The sequence below is a fragment of the Streptomyces sp. NPDC051684 genome, from assembly GCF_044453445.1.
In the GTDB taxonomy this organism is placed as follows: Bacteria; Actinomycetota; Actinomycetes; order Streptomycetales; family Streptomycetaceae; genus Streptomyces.
Genome location: NZ_JBITCS010000004.1, coordinates 92,094 through 113,937 on the forward strand (window position 1 = coordinate 92,094; position 21,844 = coordinate 113,937).

At 72.2% G+C, this 21,844-nt stretch carries 18 protein-coding genes; 7 read left to right on the forward strand and 11 right to left on the reverse strand.

All coding sequences use genetic code 11. The features are described 5' to 3' along the window. The first annotated feature begins 182 nt into the window (after window positions 1–182). Entirely contained in the window at window positions 183–1,277 is a 1,095-nt protein-coding gene (locus ACIA8D_RS06395; RefSeq protein ID WP_399229239.1) for an Lrp/AsnC family transcriptional regulator, read from the forward strand. Window positions 1,278–1,303: 26 nt separating this feature from the next. On the opposite strand, the gene ACIA8D_RS06400 is transcribed toward ACIA8D_RS06395, so the two are convergent. From ACIA8D_RS06400 to ACIA8D_RS06410, 3 genes are read right to left on the reverse strand one after another with little or no spacing between them, the layout of a single operon-like run. Beyond that, window positions 1,304–2,356, reverse strand: coding sequence for an alcohol dehydrogenase catalytic domain-containing protein (locus ACIA8D_RS06400; RefSeq protein WP_399229241.1), 1,053 nt, complete (start codon window positions 2,354–2,356; stop codon window positions 1,304–1,306). 1 nt (window position 2,357) lies between these two features. Next, window positions 2,358–2,855 (reverse strand): DUF4334 domain-containing protein, encoded by a 498-nt coding sequence (locus tag ACIA8D_RS06405; RefSeq protein ID WP_399229243.1) that lies wholly within the window; start codon window positions 2,853–2,855, stop codon window positions 2,358–2,360. After that, window positions 2,852–4,444 carry a succinic semialdehyde dehydrogenase gene (locus ACIA8D_RS06410; RefSeq protein WP_399229246.1) on the reverse strand — a complete coding sequence of 531 codons (1,593 nt, stop codon included), beginning with the start codon at window positions 4,442–4,444 and terminating at the stop codon, window positions 2,852–2,854. Before ACIA8D_RS06410 ends, ACIA8D_RS06405 begins: the two co-directional genes overlap by 4 nt. Window positions 4,445–4,664: 220 nt before the next feature. Between ACIA8D_RS06410 and ACIA8D_RS06415 the strand changes: the two genes are divergently transcribed. Further along, entirely contained in the window at window positions 4,665–5,873 is a 1,209-nt protein-coding gene (locus tag ACIA8D_RS06415) for an oxygenase MpaB family protein (protein ID WP_399229248.1), read from the forward strand. A gap of 35 nt (window positions 5,874–5,908) precedes the next feature. Here ACIA8D_RS06415 and ACIA8D_RS06420 read toward each other — a convergent pair whose 3' ends face one another. Continuing rightward, window positions 5,909–7,075, reverse strand: coding sequence for a TetR/AcrR family transcriptional regulator (locus tag ACIA8D_RS06420; RefSeq protein WP_399229249.1), 1,167 nt, complete (start codon window positions 7,073–7,075; stop codon window positions 5,909–5,911). A gap of 216 nt (window positions 7,076–7,291) precedes the next feature. Here ACIA8D_RS06420 and ACIA8D_RS06425 point away from each other — a divergent pair, with 216 nt between their 5' ends. From ACIA8D_RS06425 to ACIA8D_RS06435, 3 genes are all read left to right on the forward strand, one after another. After that, window positions 7,292–8,497: an EfeM/EfeO family lipoprotein gene (locus tag ACIA8D_RS06425; RefSeq protein WP_399229250.1), complete on the forward strand. Its 1,206-nt coding sequence runs from the start codon at window positions 7,292–7,294 to the stop codon at window positions 8,495–8,497. Continuing rightward, window positions 8,494–9,729 carry an iron uptake transporter deferrochelatase/peroxidase subunit gene (gene efeB / locus ACIA8D_RS06430; protein WP_399229252.1) on the forward strand — a complete coding sequence of 412 codons (1,236 nt, stop codon included), beginning with the start codon at window positions 8,494–8,496 and terminating at the stop codon, window positions 9,727–9,729. The genes ACIA8D_RS06425 and efeB overlap by 4 nt, the downstream gene beginning before the upstream one ends. Window positions 9,730–9,858: 129 nt before the next feature. After that, window positions 9,859–11,694 carry a phospholipase C gene (locus tag ACIA8D_RS06435; RefSeq protein WP_399229254.1) on the forward strand — a complete coding sequence of 612 codons (1,836 nt, stop codon included), beginning with the start codon at window positions 9,859–9,861 and terminating at the stop codon, window positions 11,692–11,694. 71 nt (window positions 11,695–11,765) lie between these two features. Here the strand turns inward: ACIA8D_RS06435 and ACIA8D_RS06440 are convergent, their stop codons facing one another. From ACIA8D_RS06440 to ACIA8D_RS06460, 5 genes are all read right to left on the reverse strand, one after another. Next, window positions 11,766–12,179, reverse strand: a complete 414-nt coding sequence (locus ACIA8D_RS06440) for a VOC family protein (protein ID WP_399229256.1) — start codon at window positions 12,177–12,179, stop codon at window positions 11,766–11,768. A 22-nt stretch (window positions 12,180–12,201) separates the two neighbouring features. Continuing rightward, window positions 12,202–13,356 carry an FAD-dependent oxidoreductase gene (locus ACIA8D_RS06445; RefSeq protein WP_399229258.1) on the reverse strand — a complete coding sequence of 385 codons (1,155 nt, stop codon included), beginning with the start codon at window positions 13,354–13,356 and terminating at the stop codon, window positions 12,202–12,204. Window positions 13,357–13,531: 175 nt separating this feature from the next. Beyond that, entirely contained in the window at window positions 13,532–13,828 is a 297-nt protein-coding gene (locus ACIA8D_RS06450; RefSeq protein WP_399229260.1) for a hypothetical protein, read from the reverse strand. Between the two features lie 22 nt (window positions 13,829–13,850). Beyond that, complete coding sequence (menC, locus tag ACIA8D_RS06455) at window positions 13,851–14,954, reverse strand: o-succinylbenzoate synthase (protein ID WP_399229262.1); 1,104 nt, start codon at window positions 14,952–14,954, stop codon at window positions 13,851–13,853. Continuing rightward, window positions 14,951–15,730: a chorismate synthase gene (locus ACIA8D_RS06460; protein WP_399229264.1), complete on the reverse strand. Its 780-nt coding sequence runs from the start codon at window positions 15,728–15,730 to the stop codon at window positions 14,951–14,953. Before ACIA8D_RS06460 ends, menC begins: the two co-directional genes overlap by 4 nt. A gap of 116 nt (window positions 15,731–15,846) precedes the next feature. Here ACIA8D_RS06460 and ACIA8D_RS06465 point away from each other — a divergent pair, with 116 nt between their 5' ends. Continuing rightward, entirely contained in the window at window positions 15,847–17,424 is a 1,578-nt protein-coding gene (locus ACIA8D_RS06465; RefSeq protein WP_399229266.1) for a PucR family transcriptional regulator, read from the forward strand. A 4-nt stretch (window positions 17,425–17,428) separates the two neighbouring features. Here ACIA8D_RS06465 and dapE read toward each other — a convergent pair whose 3' ends face one another. After that, on the reverse strand, window positions 17,429–18,499 hold the full coding sequence (dapE, locus tag ACIA8D_RS06470) for a succinyl-diaminopimelate desuccinylase (protein ID WP_399229268.1): 1,071 nt from the start codon (window positions 18,497–18,499) through the stop codon (window positions 17,429–17,431). Between the two features lie 217 nt (window positions 18,500–18,716). Here dapE and ACIA8D_RS06475 point away from each other — a divergent pair, with 217 nt between their 5' ends. Beyond that, complete coding sequence (locus tag ACIA8D_RS06475; protein WP_399229270.1) at window positions 18,717–20,171, forward strand: APC family permease; 1,455 nt, start codon at window positions 18,717–18,719, stop codon at window positions 20,169–20,171. 4 nt (window positions 20,172–20,175) lie between these two features. Here ACIA8D_RS06475 and ACIA8D_RS06480 read toward each other — a convergent pair whose 3' ends face one another. Continuing rightward, on the reverse strand, window positions 20,176–21,807 hold the full coding sequence (locus ACIA8D_RS06480; RefSeq protein WP_399229272.1) for a fucose isomerase: 1,632 nt from the start codon (window positions 21,805–21,807) through the stop codon (window positions 20,176–20,178). Window positions 21,808–21,844: the final 37 nt, after the last annotated feature.

The following is a 21,844-nucleotide window of genomic DNA, read 5'->3' on the forward strand; positions in this document are numbered from 1 at the left end:
TGGACGGGTCCGCGTCCGGGCAGGCGCGCACATCCGTGCGGCGGGTGTCCGCCCCTGTGCCGGGGGCCGCCGCACGGGCAGGTGCGAGTGGCCCCACAATGGTCGCCATGCCGCCCGCCTCCGCACCGATGCCGGAATCCATCCCCCATGGGATGCAGGATTCCGACACCTCAACTGCCGACATGTGCGACTCCCGAGCTGCCGACAGGTACGACGCGGGCACCCCTGACGCAGCCGCCCCGGCCGACATGCACGACCTCGACGAGACGGACATGGCGCTCGTCGACGCCCTGCAGACCAGCCCCCGCGCCCCCTGGTCACGGATCGGCGCGGTCCTCGGCATCGACGCCACCACCGCCGCCCGTCGTTGGGAGCGGCTGCGCGCCTGCGGGCTCGCCTGGAGCACCGCGTACGAGACGTGGGAGCGGCATGCGCGGGGACAGCGCCTGTGCATGGCCTTCGCCGATGTGGCCGTGGCTCCGGGCAGCCTGGCCGCCGCCACGGAGGCCGCGTGCGCGGACCCGCGCGTGGCCAGTGTCGAGCGCACCACCGGGGGCGGCACCACGGGCTCCGACGGCGCCCTCTTCCTCACCCTGTCCTGCTCCGGTACGGCGGCTCTGACGCGCTTCGCCGACGGCCCGCTCGCCGGGCTGCCGGGCGCCCGCAACGTCCAACTCTCCGTGGTGCTGCACAGTTACCGGGAGGGCGCGGACTGGAAGGTGCACGCGCTCGACCGGGGCCAGCGCTCCCGTCTGGCGGCCGCCGCGGCGGCCGGAGCGGCGGCGCCGCAGCACGGCGAGGCCGACCGCGCGCTGCTCCGGGCCCTGTCCTGGGACGCCCGCCGCCCCTACAGCGAGCTCGCCCGGGACACCGGCACGAGCGAGGCGACGGTCCGCCGCCGACTGGCCCGCATGCTGGCCTCGGGCCAGGTCAGGATCCGCTGCGACGTGTCCCATCTGGCGGCGGGCCGCCCGGTCATCAGCACGTACCGGGTCGCCGTGCCCTCCGCCGAACTGGACGCCGCGGGGCACCTGGCGGCGGCGCTGCCCGGGGTCCGGCTGTGCATGGCGGTGACGGGCGAGGCCAATCTGCTGGTCTCGACGTGGGCCCGCTCCCTGAGCGACGCGGCCGGTTTCGAGGCCCGCCTCGGCTCCCGGCTCCCCACTGCCCGCATCCTGCGCCGTGATGTCACGTTGCTGACCGCCAAGCGGATGGGGCGCCTGCTGGACGACGACGGGCGGGCCCGGGGACACGTCCCGATGGACCGCCGCGCCTGAGCCGCCACCGTCCGTCTGCCCCCCCGTCAACTCCCGGGAAGCAGCACCGCCTTCAGCGTCCTGCCCGCCCGCTGCTCCGCCACCGCCCGGTCGAACTCCCCGAGCCCGTACGTCGTCACCAGCTCGTCCAGCGGCAGCAGCCCCTTCTCGTAGCGGCCGATCAACTCCGGTACGAGCTGCGCGGGTTCCGCGTCTCCTTCGACGCAGCCCCGGAGTTGGAGCCCGCGCAGCATCAGGTCCCGCACGTCGATCTCGGCCCTGGCGGGACCGAGGCCGACCACGGCCAGCGTGCCGCGGGGCCGCAGCAGCGTGAGCGCGCGGGCCACGAGGTCCGGGCGGCCGGTGGTGTCGAGGGCGTGGGTCACCGACGGGAGCGGCTCGTCCAGGGAGGCGACCGGCAGCGCACCGAAGCGGGCCGCCAGTTCCCGGCGCGCGGCGACCGGTTCGGCCACCACGACCTCCACCCCTTCGGACAGCGCCGTCAGCACGGCCGCGCTGCCGACCGCACCCGCGCCGACCACGAGGAGCCGGTCTCCGGGCCCCGGTCTCAGGACGTTGAGGACCGCGCCCGCCCCGGTCAGGAATCCGCAGCCCAGCGGTGCGGCGACCCACGGCGGTACGTCGCCGACCGGCACGCAGGAACGGGCGTCGACCAACGCGGCCGCGGCGAAGGACGACTGCCCGAAGAAGGAGCCGAACACCGGGTCGCCGTCGACGCGGATTGTCGGTGTGCCGTCCGCTCGGCGCCCCGAGTTGCTGAGACTGGTCGCGAGGTCGCAGTACGCGGGATGGCCCGCCCGGCACTGGCCGCAGCGACCGCAGTGCGCGAACGAGAGCACGACCCGCTCCCCCGCCTCAAGGCCCGCGACCTGCAACCCGAGGCGCTCCACGACGCCGCAGCCCTCGTGGCCGAGCACCGCGGGGCGGTCCCCGAGCGCCTTCCTGGTGGCGAGGTCGGTGTGGCAGACGCCGACCGCCTCGATCCGGACGAGCACCTCGTGCGGGCGCGGATCGTCGAGTTCGGCGTCGACGAGTTCGCTGGGCGCGGCGCCGCGCGAAAGCAGTACCGAGGTCTTCATGTCAGCACCCAGGCCCTCGTGTACGGTCCGGGGTTTCGCGCTCAAGCCCGAAGTAGAAGTGCCGCCCCTCCGCGAGCACGACGCCGGCCTTGCCGTTCATCACGCCCATGAGCGTGGTGTCGTCGACCCGCTTGAAGTGGTCGAACACGGGCATCCCGTCGTACACCATCGTGGCGGTGACCTCGCCGCGGAACTCGACGTTCCACAGGCTGGCCTCGCCGCGGCCCGCCTTGGTGTCGGAGTAGAGGCTGCCGTCCTCGGCGCGACAGATCAGGGGCTTCGCGTCGTCGAGGGCATCGAACCGTTTGCCGTGCCAGCGGCTGGCCGCCAGCACCTTCTCGATGGGGTGTCCTGTCAGGAAGGCGAAGCCGAGCCAGTGGCCGAGGAGCGAGGACGCCTCGACCGTCTCCAAGTCCGCCCACAGGGCGTCGAGTTCGGCCGGGTCCACCAGTCCCTCCACCGCGCGCAGGGCCTTCCACCGTTCGCCGATGCCGCTCATCGGACCCCCAGCCTGCGCAGCAGGGCCAGTTGGCCGTTCGTACGGCGGATGAAGGATGTCACCGAGCTCTCCTCCGGTTTCGTCGGACCGAGAGGGAGCAGCCGCTGTGTGGCGAGCGTCTGGCTCTCGGTGTACTTGCGGATGCCCTCGGACCCGTGGCGCCTGCCGAGTCCGCTGTCGCCCATGCCGCCCATCCCCGCCTCGATGCTGCCGGCGGCCGCGGCGGCGCCGTCGTTGATGTTGACCGAGCCGGACCGGATCCGGCGCGCGAGGCGGGCGGCCTCGCGGGTGTCCTTGGACCAGATCGACGCCGAGAGGCCGTAACTGCCCTGGTTGGCGAGGTGGACCGCCTCGTCGTCGGAGGCGTAGGGGTAGAGCGAGACGACCGGTCCGAAGGTCTCCTCGCCGCACACGGCCATCTCCGGTGTGACACCTTCGAGGACGGTGGGTTCGTAGAAGAGCGGGCCGATGTCGGGGCGGGCCCTGCCGCCCGCGAGCACGCTCGCTCCCTGGGACACCGCCCCGTCGACATGGGACTCGACGGCCGCGAGCTGCGCCTTCGACGTGAGGGAACCGAGGTCCGACGTGTAGTCGTAGGTCCGGCCGAGGCGCAACGCCTCTGTCGCGCGGACGAGTTCGTCGCGGAACGCGTCGTAGATCCGCTCGTGCACATAGACGCGCTCGATGTGGATGCACATCTGGCCGGTGTTGGCGAAGGCCGCCGTCACCGTGCCCGCCGCTGCCGCCGTCACATCGGCGTCGGCGCGCACGATCAGCGGGTTCTTGCCGCCGAGTTCGAGGGAGGCGCCGACCAGGCGGCGCCCGGCACGTTCCCCGACGACGCGTCCGGTGGCGGTCGACCCGGTGAAGCACACGTAGTCGGCGGACTCGACGAGGGCGGTGCCGACGACGGAGCCGCGGCCCGTCACGATCTGCCACAGGTCGGCGGGCAGCCCGGCCTCCGCCATCAGGTCCCGCGTCCACAACAGGGTCAGCGCGGTCTGCGAATCCGCCTTGGAGACCACGGCGTTGCCGGCGAGGAGCGCGGGCAGGACGTCGCCGACACCGAGGTAGAGGGGGTAGTTCCAGGGCGAGATGATGCCGACGACCCCCTTCGGCACCCGCACCTCCTGGACCCTGGTCGCGCCCGGGATCATTCCGCGCACGCGGCGCGGTGCCAGGTAGTGCCGGGCGCGCCGGGCGTAGTGCCGGGCGATCGTCGCGACCTGGGCCACCTCCATCCACGCGTGGTAGCGCGCCTTGCCGGTCTCCCACTGGATGAGGTCGAGCGCCCGGTCCTGCCGCTTCAACAGCAGGTCGTGGAAGGCAAGTACGACGTCGGCGCGGTGCTTCGCCGAGGCCCCCGACCAGGCCGCCTGGGCGGCGCGGGCGCCCGCCACCGCCTCCGCCACGTCCCCCGTCGTGCAGGTGGGGACGGCCGCGGTCGGCGCGAGGTCGAACGGCGCGAGCGCGGTCAGCGGCTCGGGCTCCCCGGACTCCTCGCGTTTCGCGTCGCGGCGCACCCCGCCGCACCATCGCGCGATCGCCTCGTCCGTCACCCACGCGGGGCGGGCCTGGTCCGTGCTCATGCGGGCTCCTCGCTCGTACGGGACCGGTGCGCCGGTTCGCACCGGTCACTTCGATGCCCTCTCGGCACTCTTGCCGACTCTCTTGTCGATGACTGCGCGCCTCGCTATGTTAATCAGAAATCACATCCTGGAACAAGATTTGAAGCATGGCGGAGAGCCCAACAACCAGCACACCCTGGCTTGTTGAACCGCCTGGCCAACCAGGGAAGCGAGTAAGTCAATGACAAATCTGAGCCGCAGAAACATCCTGTCGCTCGGTGCCGCGCTGGGACTCGTGGGCGCGACGGGCACCGCCACCAACGCATGGGCCTGGTCGCCGACGGGCTCGATCGCGGGCTCCGGAGCTGGCACCGATCCCGAGTACGTGTGGGACGACGCCATCGATCCACTGATGGCCAAGATCATCACCAGCGGACAGGTCCCGGCCGTCAACAAGGCGATGGAACCGTGGGTCAACAACAACGACCCGCTGCCCAGCGGCCTGCCGACCGAGCTCACCGCGTATCTGCGGGAGGTCAACAAGCTCCCCTCCTGGGCGGACCCGAAGAAGCTGGCCCGTGCCGCCGACTTCAACCGGCGCAAGGACACGTACCTCTTCCTGCTCTACGGGCTCGGCAGCGGAATCATGAGCACCGTGATCCCGCGCGAGGCGAAGAGCGTCTACTGGTCTGCGGGCGGCGCCGACATGCAGGACCGCGCGGCCAAGACGTTCACGTTCGGCTATGACCTGGCGCAGCTCAAGGGCCTGGAGCCCGAGGGCCAGTTCATCGTCACCGCCAACAAGACGCGCATGGTGCACGCCGCGGTGCGGCACATGCTGCCGCAGTCACCGCACTGGTCGGCGGTCGCGGACCAGAAGATCCCGATCAGCAACGCCGACATTCTGGTCACCTTCCACAGCCTCGGCACGTTCGTGCACAAGAAGCTGCTGGAGTGGAAGGTGCCGTTCAACGCCGAGGACCAGGAGGCGTTCCTGCACAGCTGGCAGGTCGCCCTGCACCTGCTCGGCGTGCACACGGAGTACATCCCCAAGTCCTGGGACGAGGCGCACAAGCAGTCGGCCCAGGTCCTCACGCCGATTCTCTCCCCCACCACCGAGGGCATCGAACTGGCCGAGGATCTGCTGGGGTTGACCGCGCAGATCGACCTCGGTGTGACGCGCGGGTTCCTCAACGAGTTCGTCCGCTACGTCCTCAGCAACGAGATCGGCGACTGGCTCGGGCTCAAGCGCGACTACGCCTCGGCGGCCCTGATCCGCACCGTGTGGCCGGCCTTCATCCTGTTCCGTGAGGGGCTGAACCCGGTCGCGCCCAGCGCGTTCTACCTGTTCGACCAGTTCGTCCGCGCGCTGGCCATGGGGTTCCTGAACAAGGGCGCGTCGGGGCAGACGACGCCCATCGTGATCCCGACGCACAACCGCCAGGACTGACACCCCTCCCCCACGCGGGCGTTGGGGCTCACCGCTCAGAGCCCCAACGCCCGCACCACAAGCCCTGCCACCGTCGCCCGGTGCTCGGCACTGTCCCGCCACCGCATGCTCCGCCCGGCCTCGACCACGACGCCGAACCCGGCATGCACCAGGACGCGGGCCTGCCGCGGGTCGAGCTCGGGGCGGGCGAGCCGCACCTGCTGTTCCCATACGGCGATGTGCTCGCGCTGCGCCAGCGTCAAGGGGCGCTGCGACTCGGCCGGCAGCCCTCCGAACTCGGCCTCCGCGACGCTCGTCAGCGCGGTGTGCTCGAAGCTGTACGCCACGTACGTCGCCGCCAGCGCCGCCACCGCCTCGTGCGGGTCCGCCGTCCCCTCCAGGTTCCGGTCCACCGCCTGGGCGAGCAGCCCCGCCGCCTGCAAGCAGGCCGCCGCCAGGATGTCGACCTTGCCCGGATAGTGGCGGTAGAGCGCGGACGGGGCCAGGCCAACCGCCTCCGCGATCTGGCCGTTCGTGACATTGGCGAACCCGTCGCGCGCGAACAGCGGGACAGCGGCCGAGAGGATCTCCGCGCGCCGCGAGCGCGCCACCGGGAGAGCCGGGAGTTCGACGGGACGGCCGCTCACCTCGGCGGGCCGGGCGGCGTCCGGCGCGACCAGCCGCAGCGCGCACGTCAGCAGCAGCTCCTCGGCCCGGCGCTGGGCGATGGACGTACGGTGCATCGTGATCGACCCGATCGCGCCGAGCGCCGCCACGACCCGCAACTCCGCGCGCTCGCCGGGATGTTCCCTGCGCACGGCCTCGGTCACCCGCCCGACGACGCGCGCGAACTTCCCCCGCAGCAGCCGCCGGTCGTCGCGGTCGAGGTACCGGGCCTCCCACCGGTACACACCGCCCTCCGCGCGGCGCTTCACGGTGATCCGGATCAGGGCCGTGAACAGCTCCGCCGTGTCCGCCTCGGGCGGCAGCTCGTCGAGCGTGGCGACGAGCCCGTCCACCATGGCGTGCGCGCACTCGGAGAACAGCGCGTACTTGTTCGGGAAGTGCCGGTACAGGGCCGCGGCGGTGATGCCCACGCCGGAGGCGATGTCCTCCATGGACGCCGCGTGGTAGCCGCGCTCGCTGAAGAGTCGCCCGGCCGCCTCGACGATCAGCTGCCTGCGGTTGCGGGGACGTGTGGCCGGCATCGGCTCCGTGGTCATGACCGGGCTGACGAGTGCGGGGACAGAGACAGAGGCGGGGCCATGCGAGCCAGTCAATCACACGCCGGGACACGCGCCATGGGCTGCGCGGAGCTCCGCGCGGGCGAGCACGAACATCAACTCTCGTCAACTCTTGGTCATGATTTTCGGTGGACTGCTGTTCGTGCGGATGGCTCCGCTTAGGGTCCTCCTGACGGATCGGACTGGGAGGCCCGGATGTCGATGCCCGGCCCCGGGACGCGGCGCGGACAACGGTGGCTGGTCGCGGGGGTGCTCGGCGTCCTGCTCTGCCTGCTGGTGGCCGACGTCATCGCACTTACGCGGCAGGCACACGACGGCCCCCGGTCCTCCGACGGGCTGCGCCGCACGCGCGTCGAGGTCTCGGGGAGCCGCTGCGGCGAGGGCTGGGACGCGCCCGCGCCGGGGGTGCAGGTCTTCGCGCTGCACAACACCTCCGCCGCCTCCGCCGAGGTGTTCCTGGAGAATCCGCGCAGCCACGTCGTGTACGGCGAGCTGGAGGACATCGGGCCGGGCACGACGCGGGAGTTGACGGTGCGGCTCGGCAGGGGCGCGTACGCGTTCACATGCCTGCCCGAGGACGCGGACGCCGTCACCGGGCCCACGGTCCGTATCCGTGAGGGGCGTTCGGGGCCCGCCGCCGCGCCGGTCACCACGCACGACCTGATCCCGCCGGCCCTCGCCTACCAGAAGTGGGTCGCCGACGGCCTCGGCACGGTGGTCCGGCTGACACGGACCCTGCGCGACGCCGTCGACCGGGGCGATCTCGACGCGGCCCGCAAGGCATGGCTGCCCGCCCACCTCCAGTACGAGCGGATGGGCGCGGCCTACGACGCGTTCGGCGAAGCCGACGGACGGATCAACGGCACGGACGCCGGGCTGCCGGGCGGCACCGACGACAAGGACTTCACCGGCTTCCACCGCGTCGAGTACGGGCTGTGGCACGGCCGGTCGTCCCATGAACTGCGCGCCCCGACACGCGCGTTGCTGAAGGCGGTCACCGCGCTGCGCGAGGACTGGGCGCAGGCCCGGATGGACCCGGCGCAACTGGGCCTGCGGGCGCACGAGATCCTGGAGAACACCATGCAGTTCGAGCTGACCGGGCGTACGGACTTCGGCAGCGGCAGCAATCTGGCCACCGCCCGCGCCAACGTGGACGGCACCCGCGAGGTCCTCTCCCGGCTGCACCCGATCCTCGCCCGGCGCTACGCCCACCTCCCGGCGCTGGAGCGGGACGTGCGGAGGGCCGGGCAGACCCTCGACGGCCTGCGTCGCGACGGACACTGGCCGCCGCTGGAGCGGCTGGGCCGCACCCGGCGCGAGCGCGTGGACGCCCTGTTCGGCGATCTCGTCGAGCGCCTGGCCTCCGTGGCGACGCTGTGCGATCCGCGGAGGACGGTGTGAGCGGGACGAGTGGTGTGAGCGGGACGGGCGGTGTCGGGCGGCGCGGGCTGCTGCGGGGTGCCGCGCTCGCCGGGGCCGGGCTCGCAGCGGGCGGGGCGGCGGCTCCGGCGCCTGTCGGCGTCCCGGCCGCGCCCGTCGCCGCGTTCCACGGTGCCCGGCAGGCCTCCGTGGTCGCGGCGCAGCGCCGGGCCACCGCCCTCGTCTCCCTCGATGTCACCGCCGAGGGACGGGACCAACTCGCGGACGCGCTGCGTACGTTGACGGAGCGCTGCCGGTTCCTCGCCACGGGCGGGACCCCGGAGCCCGCCGGGATCACGGCGCCGCCCGCCGACTCGGGGGTCCTCGGGGAGCGGCTGCCGGGCGGGGCGCTCGCGGTCGCGGTCGGCGTCGGGGCCTCGCTGTTCGACGAGCGGTTCGGGCTCGGCCGGCTTCGTCCGCGCCGGCTCGCCGCGATGCCGGCCTTCCCGGACGACGACCTCGACCCCGACTGGTGCCACGGCGACCTGAGCCTGCAACTGCACGCCGACGACCGGGACACGGTGCTGCACGCGCTGCGCGACATCACCCGGCACACGCGCGGCGCGCTCCAGGTGCGCTGGCGCATGGACGGCTTCACCAGCCCGCCGCGCCCCTCGGGGACGCCGCGCAATCTGCTGGGGTTCAAGGACGGCACCGCCAACCCCGACACCGCGGACGCGCGCGCGATGAGCCGTCTGGTGTGGGTGGGCGAAGACAGCGGCGAGCCGGAGTGGGCCGTGGGCGGCAGCTATCAAGTGGTGCGGCTCATACGGATGTTGGTGGAGTTCTGGGACCGGGTCTCGCTCAGCGAGCAGGAGCGGATGTTCGGGCGTTCCCGCGCCTCTGGCGCGCCGCTGGACGGCGACGCGGAGCACGACGCGCCGAAGTTCGTCGACGACCCCAAGGGCGATGTCATCCCGCTGGACGCGCACATCCGGCTCGCCAACCCCCGCACCCCGGACACCGCGGGCCAGCGGATCCTGCGCCGCGCGTACAACTACGACCGAGGCACGGACGCCAACGGCAATCTCGACATGGGGCTGCTGTTCTGCTGCTACCAGCAGGATCCGCGGGGGCAGTTCGAGACCGTGCAGAAGCGCCTCGCGGGCGAACCGCTGACCGACTACGTCTCCCCGTTCGGTGGCGGCTACTTCTTCGCGCTGCCGGGCGTGCGGGACACGCACGACTGGTTCGGCCGCGCGCTGCTGTCCTGACCCCGGGCCGGGCCCAATTGGAAAAGTTCGGCTCACAGGCGGTCAACATGTGGTCAAGGCCGGCCCATTTACGTGTACGCGCCATGTTCACTGGAGGCCACTGCTGTTGAGGCCGGAGGTTGAACCCGCATGCCCAGCAAGGCACGTACCTCAGCCAGACGCACGACGCCACGCACCGTGGGCGCGCTCGCGGGTGCCGCCGCGCTCGCCCTCTTTGGAGGCGCATCGCCCACCTGGGCCGCCACCGGCGGTGTCAGCACCGCCACCCCCATCAAGCACGTGGTCGTGCTGTTCGACGAGAACAACTCCTTCGACCACTACTTCGGGACGTATCCGAAGGCCGCGAACACCGACGGCACCACGTTCACACCGGCCAAGGGAACACCGAAGAACATCGACACCCTCGCGCACGCGGGCCTGCTGAAGAAGAACCCCAACCAGTACACCCCCAAGCGGCTCACCCCTGACCACGCGGTGACCTGCGACCAGAACCATTCCTACGGGCCCGAGCAGTACGCGTACGACGGCGGCAAGGCCGACAAGTTCGTGCAGAACACCGAGGTCGACAAGTGCAGCGGCGGGCTGTTCGGCGAACCGGGCCTGGTGATGGACTACTTCGACGGCAACACGGTCACCGCGCTGTGGAACTACGCCCAGCACTACTCCCTGAGCGACCGCTCCTACGGCTCGAACTACGGCCCGTCGACGCCCGGCGCCATCAACCTGGCCTCCGGGAACACCCACGGAGTCGTCTCCACCGACCCGGCCTCCGGCACCGAGGACCCGCAGCAGACCGATACGCCGGACAAGACGGCGGTCCAGTCCCCGGACGCGCACGGCGTCGGCACGATGATCAACGATCCGGACCCGTCCTTCGACGACTGCTCCGACAAGAACCACACCGCGAGCAGCGCGCTCGCCACCATGCGGGGCCGCAACATCGGTGACCTGCTCAACACCCGCAGGGTGTCCTGGGGTTGGTTCCAGGGCGGCTTCCGGCCGAGCAGCGCGTGGAACGGCGCGGACGACTCGTACGCCAAGTGCGAGGACGCGCACGCCAACGTCGGCGGCGCCGCCACCCTCGACTACAGCCCGCACCACAACCCGTTCGCCTACTACAAGTCGACGGCGAACCCGCACCACCTGGCACCGAAGAGCGTCGCGGAGATCGGGCACGCCGGCCCCGCCAACCACAATTACGACCTCACCGACTTCTCGGCCGCGGCGAAGGCGGGCAAGCTCCCGGCCGTCAGCTTCGTCAAGGCGAGCGCCTACCAGGACGGGCACGCCGGGTACTCCGACCCGATCGACGAGCAGCACTTCCTGGTGAACCAGATCAACGCGGTGCAGAGCTCACCGCAGTGGAAGTCGACGGCCGTCGTCATCGCGTACGACGACTCCGACGGCTGGTACGACCACGCCTACATCCCGCCGCGCAACGGCTCGAAGGACGCCACGGTCGGCTCCAACGGCAAGGCCGCCGACTCCCCGGCCTGCCAGAACGGCCCGGAGGCGGCCGGGGGCTACCAGGACCGCTGCGGCCCCGGCACCCGGCAGCCGCTGCTGGTGATCTCCCCGTACAGCAGGGTCAACAAGGTCGACCACACCATGACCGACCAGGCGTCCGTCATCCGGTTCATCGAGGACAACTGGCACACCGGCCGGATCGGCGACCACTCCTTCGACGCCACCGCGGGCCCGCTGTCCGGGATGTTCGACTTCAAGCACCCCAACGACAAGCAGCTGCTCCTGAACGCGGACGGCTCGGTGCGATCCGAAGGACCCGTCAAGCACATCGCCCCGGTCACGACACACATCACGCCGGGCCCTCCGATGGAGAACACGGCCGCGACCAGCGACGACTCCCCAGTGCTCCCGGTGAGCCTCGGCGTGGCCGCGCTGCTCGCCACCGGCGCCACCGCCACGTACCTCACCCTGCGGCGCAGGCAGCGCGGCACGGCCTGACGGCCGCCCCCCTACTGCCCGGCACGGTCCAGCGCCCCCTGGACCGTGCCGGGCGGCCCTTCGCGGGCCCACTACTGGTCGCTGATGTTGACCATCCAGTTGATGCCGTAGCTGTCGGTGCACATGCCGAACTCGTCGCCCCACATCTGCTTCTCCAGCGGCATGGCGACCGTCCCGTTGGCTGCCAGCTTGTCCCAGTAGCCGTGCAGGGCCACGGAGTCGTCGCCGCTGACACTGACCGAGATGTTGGTGCCGACGGTGCGGTCCATGCCGGGCGGGGTGTCCGAGCCCATGATCGTGAACCCGGCCGGGGTCTCCAGGAGGGCGTGCATGATCTTGTCGGCGAAGTCGGCGGGCGCCCCGCCGCCCCCGGCCGAACCGAAGGTGTTCAGGGTGAGCTCGCCGCCGAACACCCCCTGGTAGAACTCCATGGCCCGGCGGGCGTCCCCGTCGAAGGCGATGTACGGGTTGAGGCGAGAAGCCACAGCGGGTTCCTTTCCCGGGGTGCTACGTGTGAGTGCTTCGGACTTCCGCATTATTCGGCGCCGACTCCGCCCTCGCACGGTGAAGCTCGGCCATCAGGTCCTGCAACGAGTGCCCGTCCTCGTCGGCGCCGTGGGTCTCGGCGGTGCGCACGAACATCGCCTGCTCGTACGCGGTCAGCGCGGCCTCCACGTCACCGGGGTGGGCGGCGACGGCACGGGCGAGCTCGGCCCCGTCGACCATGGCCAGATTGGCGCCCTCGCCGTTCGGCGGCGCGAGGTGGGCGGCATCCCCCAGCAGGGTGACGCCCGGGACCCGCTCCCACTGGTGTCCGGTCGGCAGCGCGTGCAGGTGGCGCAGGGTCGGTGTGCCCTCCGCCTCGGTGATCAGCGCGGTCAGCTCGGGCGCCCAACCGGTGAACTCCGTCGCGAGCCGCTCGAGGGCGGCGGCATCGGTGAGGTCGACGGCGTCGAACCACTCCCGCGGCTCTTCGAGACCCACGTAGGCGTGCAGGGTGCCGGCCCGCTCCCGGTGCGCGAACAGCTCCCGGCCCGGCTTGAGCGAGATCATCATCCCGCCGCCGACGGCCTTCGCCGTGGCCGGATGCCGGGTGTCGGCGTCGTACAGGTAGGTCTCGACGACCGACTTTCCGGTGTACGCGGGGCTGGCGGCGGAGAGCAGCGGGCGGACCCGCGACCAGGCGCCGTCCGCGCCGACCAGCAGGCCGGTGACGGTGGTGGAACCGTCGGCGAAGGTCACCTCGTGGCGACCCGCGCCGAGGGCGCGGACGCCGCTGACCTTGTGCCCCCAGCGGACGGTGCCGACCGGGAGGGAGTCGAGCAGGATCCGGCGCAGCTCGCCGCGGTAGACCTCGGGGCGGCCGCCCGTGCCGTCGTCGTCCTCTTCGAACAGCACGCTGCCGTCCGGGGCGAGGACCCGCATCGCCTGGTGGCCCTCCAGGACGATCGCGCGGAACTCGTCCATCAGACCGGCCTCCGCGACCGCGTGCTGACCGTTGTAGTCGTGGATGTCGAGCAGCCCGCCCTGCGCCCGTGCTGTCGGCGAGGACTCCGCCTCGTGGACGGTTGCGGGTATGCCGTGCAGGTGCAGGACGCGGGCGAGGGTGAGGCCGCCGAGACCGGCTCCGACGATCGTGACGTGCGTGCTGTCCGTGGTCATGGGTGGGGCCCTTCCTGATGGTGCGTGGGCCGCGGGGCGCGAGGCCCGCGACCGGCGCCGTAGTCCCACGGCGCCGACACGGACCAATCTCCCTGCGGCCCACGACAGACCACCTACAGACCACCGACCACCGCCGACAACCCACCGACAGCGGCCCCACGGGTGGGCGGATGCGTCAGCGCAGCACCTCGAACGCCCAGTAGTGCGCGGGCCCTTCGGCCGTGTACGGCACGTCGCGCCGCCGCTCGACGACCTTGAGGGCGCCGTCGTCCGCCTGCCGCCGCACGTACGCGACGAAGTCCGAGCCCGCGAGGTACTTCGAGTAGGTGCTCAGCAGGACGAGACCGCCGGGCCTGGTGACACGCAGCAGCCCCCGCACCCCGGTCGGCGGCACATGTCCCAGGGTGAAGACACCGCAGCACACGGACACGTCGTAGCTGTCGTCCGCGAACTCCACCAGTCCCCGGTTCATGTCCACGCCCGCGGTGAGCCGGTTACAGCCGGTGGGTGGTGGTGAAGCGCGCCAGGGTGTCCGGCAGCGGGTCGATGCCGATGCCGGGGCCCGAGGGCACCGTGAGACAGCCGTCCTTGTCGAGCACGAACGGCTCGGTGATGTCCTCGGCGTAGTAACGGCTGGATGCCGAGGTGTCGCCGGGCAGGGTGAAGCCGGGCAGGGCGGCGAGGGCCAGGTTGGGGGCCCGACCGATGCCCGTCTCCAGCATGCCTCCGCACCACACCGGCACACCGTTGGCGACCGCCACGTCGTGGATGCGGCGGGCCTCCAGATAGCCGCCGACACGGGCCGGCTTGACGTTGATGATCCGGCAGGCCTCCATCGCGATGGCGGTGGCGGCGTCCCGCGCGCTGTGGATCGACTCGTCCAGGCAGACGGGGGTGTTGATGCGCTCCTGGAGGCGGGCGTGGGCGCGCAGGTCGTTCTCGGTGAGCGGCTCCTCGATGAGCAGCAGACCGAACTCGTCGAGCTTTCGCAGGTGTTCGGCGTCGGCGAGGGTGTACGCGGTGTTGGCGTCCACCTGGAGGGGCAGGGCGTCGCCGAAGCGCTCGCGCACCGCGCGCAGCGGCTCCAGGTCCCAGCCGGGCTCGATCTTCAGCTTGATGCGGACATAGCCCTCGGCGAGATACTCCTCGACGTCGTCGAGGAGTTCCGGGATCGAGTTCTTGATACCGACGGAGACACCGGCCGGTACCCGCTGCCCGGTGCTGGAGCCGAGGTAGGTGGCCAACGGCATTCCGTAGGCGCGCAGTTCGGCGTCGAGCAGCGCGGTCTCCAGGGCGGCCTTAGCCAGTTCGTTGCCCTTGACGGGTTCCATGGCCCGCCCGGCGGCCGCCGCGCGCGGCTCGGGCAGCGCCTTGACACGCGGCAGCAGGAAGTCACGGATGACGATCTCGGCGCCCGCGATGAACTCGGAGCAGTACAGCGGGTCGGGGTCGCCGGCGAACTCCGACCAGCCCTCCGCCTCGTCGGTGATCACGTGCAGCAGGAAGGCGTCCTTGCTGTCGACGCTGCCGAACGAGGTACGGAACGGCTTGACCAGCGGAATCGCGATGTGCAGCAGCTCTACGCGTTCGATCTTCATGCCTGGGCCTCCTGGGCGGGATGGGCGAGCAGGTACCAGCCGTCGCGGGACATCGCGGTCGCCCGCAGGCCCTCCGCGTACGCGGTGGTGAAGACCTCGCGGACGGCGTGCCGCCAGCGCAGCGCGGTGTCCGGGTCGCCGGCGCGCAGAGCGACGACGTCCTCGGGGACGCGGCACCACACGCGGGTGTCGTCTCGGACGGCGAGCGGTCCGCCGTCGGGGGCCTTGGCGAGCGCGGCGGCCTCGGCGCGGCCCACGACGGGGTCGGGGGCATCCGGGGCCCCGGCCGTCAGGTCCCACAGCGCGGTGAGGCGGTCGGTCTCGTCGCCGTTGTTGATGCCGTCGTCCATCGGGCCGTAGAAGTCGACCTGGTACTCGCTGGCGACCGCGCCGAGCTTCACCAGGTTGAAGCGGGCGTTCCTGGCGACGAGCGGGTCGAAGGTCCAGCGCATGGTGCGGGCGCCGCGCTCCAGGGCCCAGACGCGCTGGGCCTGCTTGACGGCGTGGCCCGTGCCGCGGTCGGAGACGGCAGCCGCGGCGGCGAGCGAGTACACGTCCCGCTCTGCGGGCGGGCCGAACACCGCCACCGACGCGCCGACCACGGCGCCGCCCGACCGGGCCGCGTGCACGGCGCCGCCGGCGTGAGCGACGCTGTGCAGCACATCGGTGTGGAAGGGCGGCGCGTCGCGGGGCATCTGCCACACGTCGGCGAGGAAGTCGGCCACGGCCCGCAGGCCCGCCACGTCGTCGACGGTCGAGGTCGTCAGATCGTTCATGGCACGAGTCTCGGCGCGGGTGCCGGGCCGGGCCTTGTGGTGGTGGCCAATCATCGGCGTCTAGCCTGTTGCGATCGGCCAATCCCCCGCTCCCGCCGCCGGCGAAAGGTTCACCCATGGACACCTGCACACTGGGGAACCTCCTCGACGCGCTCGGCGGCTCCACGCTGCGCCTGCACAGCGCCCCGCACGGCCGCACCGTCCCCGTCACCGAGGTGCTGCTCCACGACCCGCACGCCCCGCTGCCGGAACGGGCGCCGGGCGCGCTGCTGCTCGCCGTCGGCGTGCGCGCGGGCGAGGCGGGGCCGCTGGTGCGCGACGCCGGGCGGGCCGGGATGGCGGGCGTCGTGGTACGCGGCGACGGGGCCGACGCGGTGGCCGATGCCGAGGCGGCGGGCGCCGCGCTCCTCGGGACGGACCGGGACGCCGCCTGGCACCAGGTGTTCCAGCTGCTGTCGTCGGTCGTCGGGGCACATGGCGCACGGACGGCGCCGCTGGGCGAGGACGCGCTGCCCGGCGATCTGTTCGCGCTGGCCAACGCCGTCGCGGCGGCGGTCGGCGGGGCGATCGCCATCGAGGACCTCGGCCGGCAGATCCTCGCGTACTCCACCGTCCCGGGCCAGCCGGTCGACGAGACCAGGCGGCAGGGCATCCTCGGCCGCCAGGTCCCCGGCAGCCCGGAGAACGACGAGGACTACCGTCTCCTGTACGCCGCCGAGGGCCCGCTGACGCTGCCCGGGGTGACCGCCGACGAGCTGGCCCGGCTGGCCACCACCGTGCGCGCCGGAGGCGAGCTGCTCGGCTCGATCTGGGCCGTCGACACGGGGAGCCTGGCCGCCGACGCCGAGGACGCGCTGCGCCAGGGCGCCTCGGCCGCGGCGATGCTCCTGCTGCGGGCGCGGGCCGCCGACGAGCTGGCCCGGCACCTGAGCAGCGATCTGCTGCGCCGTCTGCTCGACGGCTCCATCGAACCGGCCGCGGCCGCGCACCGGCTCGGTCTCGCGCCCGATGCCCCGGTGCGCGTCGCGGCGTTCGCGCTCGCGGGCGCGGCGACCGCGCAGGACGGCGGGCAGGCGGCGCTGCGCCTGCTCGACCTCGTACGTCTGCAGTGCCAGACCCGCTACGGGCAGCACGCCTGCGTCCTGCTCGACGGTGTGGTGTACGCGCTGCTGCCGGTGGTCGGGGCCGCCGACCACGCGGCCGACCGGCATCTGCGGATCGCGGAGGACATCGTGCGGCGCGCGGAGGAGGCGTTGCGGATCTCCGTACGGGCCGGGCTCGGGCACGCGGCGCCGGGCGTCGGCGGGGTCCGGGACTCGCGCGACGACGCCGATCTCGTGCTGCGGGTGCTGAGGGCCGGGCAGGTCGCGGACGCCGCGCAGGTGCAGGCTCGGACCTCGCTGCTCGTGCTCGGCGAGTTCCTGGCCGACCGCAGGGACCAGTCGGCCGGGCCCTGGCGGGACGTCCTCGCGCACGACGCCGAGCACGGCACCGAGTACGCCCGCACGCTCATCTGCTGGCTGGACGCGGGCTGCGACGCGGGCCGCGCGGCGGAGCGCCTCGTCGTCCACCCCAACACCTGCCGCTACCGGCTGCGCAAGGTGCAGTGGCAGCTCGGCATCGACCTCGACGACCCGGACGAACGGCTCGTGCTGTGGGTGCAGTTGCGTACGCTGGCGAGGCTGCGGGGCTGACGGCTTACGCGAGGAGCCAGCCGCGCAGCCGCTCCTCGCACGCCCGCACCTCCGCCATCGGAACGAACTCCCCGGGCGTGTGCGCCAGCTGTGGGTCGCCGGGTCCGCAGTTCAGCGCGGGCACGCCGAGCGACGCGAAGCGCGCCACGTCGGTCCAGCCGAGCTTCGGCCGCGGCTCGACACCGAGGGCCTTGACGAGCCCGGCCGCCATGGGCCGGTCGAGCCCCGGCAGCGCACCCGGCTCGACCTCCGTGATCCGCAGCTCGTACTCCGGGAGGATCCCCCGCAGGTACGCCTCGGCCTGCTCGCGCGAACGGCTGGGCGCGAAGCGGAGGTTGACCGTGACCACGCACTCGTCGGGCACGACGTTGGACGACACCCCGGCACGTACGGCGACGGCGTTGAGCCCCTCGCGGTACTCCAGGCCGTCGATCGTGATCCGCTCGGGGACGTGTGCGTGCAGCCGGGTGAGGACCTCGCCCGCGAGGTGTGCGGCGTTGCTGCCCATCCAGGCGCGGGCGGTGTGCGCCCGCCGTCCCGGCACGACGACGTCGGCGAGGAGGAAGCCCTGGCAGCCCGCCTCCACGCCGCCGTCCGAGGGTTCGAGGAGCAACGCCAGGTCGCCGTCGAGGAGTTCGGGCCTGCGCGCGGCGATCACGGCGAGGCCGTTGCGGTCACCGACGGTCTCCTCGCACTCGTAGAAGGCGAAGGTCACGTCCCGGGTCAGCGATCCGCGCGCGGCGGACGCAGTGGCGGCCAGCTTCAGCGCGACCGCCACGCCGCCCTTCATGTCGCAGGCGCCGAGCCCGTACAGTCGCTCGCCCTCGCGGCGCGCCGGGAGGTTGCCCGCCTCAGGGACGGTGTCGAGGTGCCCGGCGAGGACGACCCGTTCGGGGTGGCCGAGGCGGGTGCGGGCGACGACGGAGTTGCCGACGCGTTCCACGTCCAGGCCCGGCAGCGCGCGCAGCTCCTCCTCCACCGCGTCGGCGAGCGGCCCCTCGGCGCCACTCTCGGAGGGCATGTCGACCAGGGCCTCGGTGAGTGCGACGACGTCGTCGGCGAGGTCGAGGGGCACGGCTGATCTCCTTCACGTCGGCGTCGCGGGGCTCCGCGGGCGGCGCCCACCATGCTCGGACGACACCACCGGCCGCGGGTTGTGACATCGGCCAACACCCCACGGCGCACTTGTGCCGATCGGCCAATGTGCGGGGGCCGCCCGTCCCGAAGGATCCGCACCCTCACCGACCACACGTCGCGCCGTTCGTCGTGTCACTCGTCGTACAGGAGGACCCATGGGCCCTGTGGCCACTCAACTGTGCCGCCGCAAACCTCTGGACAGCATCGTCGCGGATGCCGAGGGCACGGCGCACGACGGCCCCCGCCTGCAACGCACCATGGGGCTCGGGCGGCTGACGCTGCTCGGGATCAGCTCGGTGCTCGGCACCGGCATCTTCTTCGTCCTCGGCACGAGCGTGCCCACGGCCGGCCCCGGCGTCGTCCTGTCGTTCGTCATCGCGGGCACCGTCGCCGCCCTCGCGGCGCTCTGCTACGTGGAGCTGGCCGGGGCGATCCCGGTGGCGGGCAGCACCTACTCGTACGCGTACGCCTCGCTCGGCGAGGGCATCGCGTATCTCGTCGCCTGGTGTCTGGTCCTGGAGTACGGGGTGGCGGTGTCGACCGTCGCGGTCAGCTGGGGCCAGTACCTCAACGAGGTCTCGGACGCCCTCTTCGGTGTCACGCTGCCCGACGCGATCAGCCAGCCGCCGGGGGCGGGTGGCCTCGTGAACATCCCCGCCATTGTGGTCGTCCTCGCGTGCACGGCGCTGCTGGCCCGCGGCACCCGCGAGTCCGTCCTGGTGAACTCGATCCTGGTGTGCGTGAAGCTGGCCGTCCTCGTGATGTTCGCGGCGGTGGCGCTCACCGCGTTCCAGGCCGACCGCTTCACCGACTTCGCCCCGCACGGCATGGGCGGCATCACGGCGGCCGCCTCCGCGGTCTTCTTCTCGTACGTCGGATTCGACACGGTCTCCACGGCGGGCGAGGAGGTCCGCAATCCGCGCCGCACCATCCCGCTGGCCCTCCTGCTGACGCTCCTCGTGGTGACGACCCTCTACATCCTGGTCGCGGTGGCCGGCATCGGCGCACAGCCGGAAGGGGCGTTCGCGCGTCAGGAGGCGGCCGGTGAGGCGGTGCTCGCGTCGATCCTCACGTCGGTCACCGGCTCCGGCACGGCCGCGCTCGTACTGTCCGCCGGGGCGGTCGTCTCCATCTTCAGCGTCGTCCTCGTCACGCTCTTCGGGCAGACCCGCATCCTGTTCTCGATGGCGCGGGACGGCCTGGTCCCGCAGGTGTTCCGCCGGGTGGACCGCAAGCGGCACACCCCGGCGGCCAACTCCTGGATCGTGGGCGTGGCGGTCGCGGCCCTCGCCGGATTCGTGCCGCTCCAGGAGCTGGCCGACCTGACCAGCATGGGCACGCTGATCGCCTTCGTGGCGGTGGCCGCGGCGGTGGTGGTGCTGCGCCGCATCGCCCCCGACGCGCCGCGCCCCTTCCGGGTGCCCCTGTACCCGGTGGTACCGATCCTCACCGCCGCAGCCTGCGTCTACCTCGCGTACCAACTTCCGGGCCTGACCTGGACGTTGTTCCTCGGTTGGCTGGCCCTGGCGGCCGTGCTGTATCTGGCGTTCGGGCGCCGCAGGTCGGCGCTGCGGGGCAAGGCCGAGCAGGAGACGGAGACGGCGCCCTGAGCGCCTACACGGCGACGTCCCCGCACACGTGGACCCGCAGCCCCATTTCGCGGAACATCGTGGCCTTGGCGCGCAGCGCCTTGTCCGCGGTGTCCGCGTCCGGGGCGTAGGCGACGTTGAGGTGGTTGGCCTTGTGGCGGGCCATGAACTGGTCGCGGGTCACGCCGTGCAGGACGGCGTGCATGATGGGCCACTCCGGGTTGGTGGCGTTGAGCCGCCGCTGGGTCTCCTCATCGGGCAGTTCGACGACGCTCGCCCGGCCGATGTCCGCGTGCAGGACACCCTCCATGATGAAGACGCGGGACCAGACGATCTCGCCGGGCTTCGAGACACCGCTGAGGGTGCCGCCGCCGAGCGGGAAGAACATCGGCGGCTGCCGCTTGGAGTACGACTTGGCGTAGCCGCCGTGGTGGGACGCGGGCACCGAGCCCGAGATCTCGAAGACCCAGACGAACCGCCCGTCGTACTCCTCGCCCCAGCGGATGTCGTGCAGCGTCGTCGCCGGGTCGAGGCCCATCGCGGTCCAGATCCGGTTGGTGGCCAGGGAGTCGACGGCCACACCCTCGTCGACCTCGTTGAAGTGCGGCAGCGGCGCGCCCGCGTACAGCTCTCGGGAGCCGTCGCGCGAACGGACCGCGGGCCGCTCGACGTTGTTGAGCAGCCCCTCCGCCAGGTCGCTGGCCGGGACGGTGTCCTTGAGGCCCTGCTGGTACTGGATGCCGACGGCGTCCAGGCCGAAGTCGTCGGACAGCCGCAGCGCGGCGATGTACATCTTGAACTGGCTGAGCAGTTGGGCGTCGGTGAGTTCGGCGGCCTCGTCGGTGCCGGTGTGGAAGGTCATGCCGGCCGCGTCGAGCCAGTCACGGACGGCCTGCGCCTCCGCGTCGGTCACCTTGTTCATCTCGATGACGAGCGCGCTCTGGGACAGGCGCTCCTTGTAGATGCCGAGGGCGTTCAGGAGCTCGTCGTCGATGATGGCGTTGTACATGCCCATGCAGCCCTCGTCGAAGACGCCGATGACGGCCTTCTCGTCGCGGAGCTGCCGGGCGAGCGCGGTGCCGAGTTCCGTCTCCGCGTCGGCCGGGAGCGCGGGCAGGTCCCGGACATGGCTGGTGTCGTGGGTGAGGGTGCCGGTCTCCAGCCAGGTGCGCAGTCCGTCGCGGGCCCAGGCGTCGGTGAAGTCCTCGCTCCACAGCACGGAGTGGGCGACGCCCGCCTTGGTGAGGCTCGCGGTGAGGTTCAACAGACCGACCAGGCCCGGGAACTCGCCGCTCCAGTTGGCGACGACGAGAATCGGTCCACGGTGCGTGCGCAGACCGGCGAGTACATGGTGGCTGTACTGCCACACACCTTCGACGACGATCAGCGGCGCGTCCGGCGGGAGGCTCTTGAACACCTCTATCCCGGCGCGCTGACTGTCGATGAAGCCGTGCCCCTTCTCCTCTTCGACGCGGTGCCCGCGTCGCACACCGCGGCCGAGGTCGGTGAGCGCGGCGGCCAGGTCCGCCTCCAGCTTCTGCTGCGAGGGCCATCCGGCAAGGTTCGCGGACGGCCGCAGGTCACCGCTGGCGACGGTGTAGACGACACCGGGCTCGGCGGCGGGCGGCGTGAGGGGGCGGGGCAGGGCATACGTCATGCGATAACTCCCTTACAGGCGGTACGAGTTCGGGGGT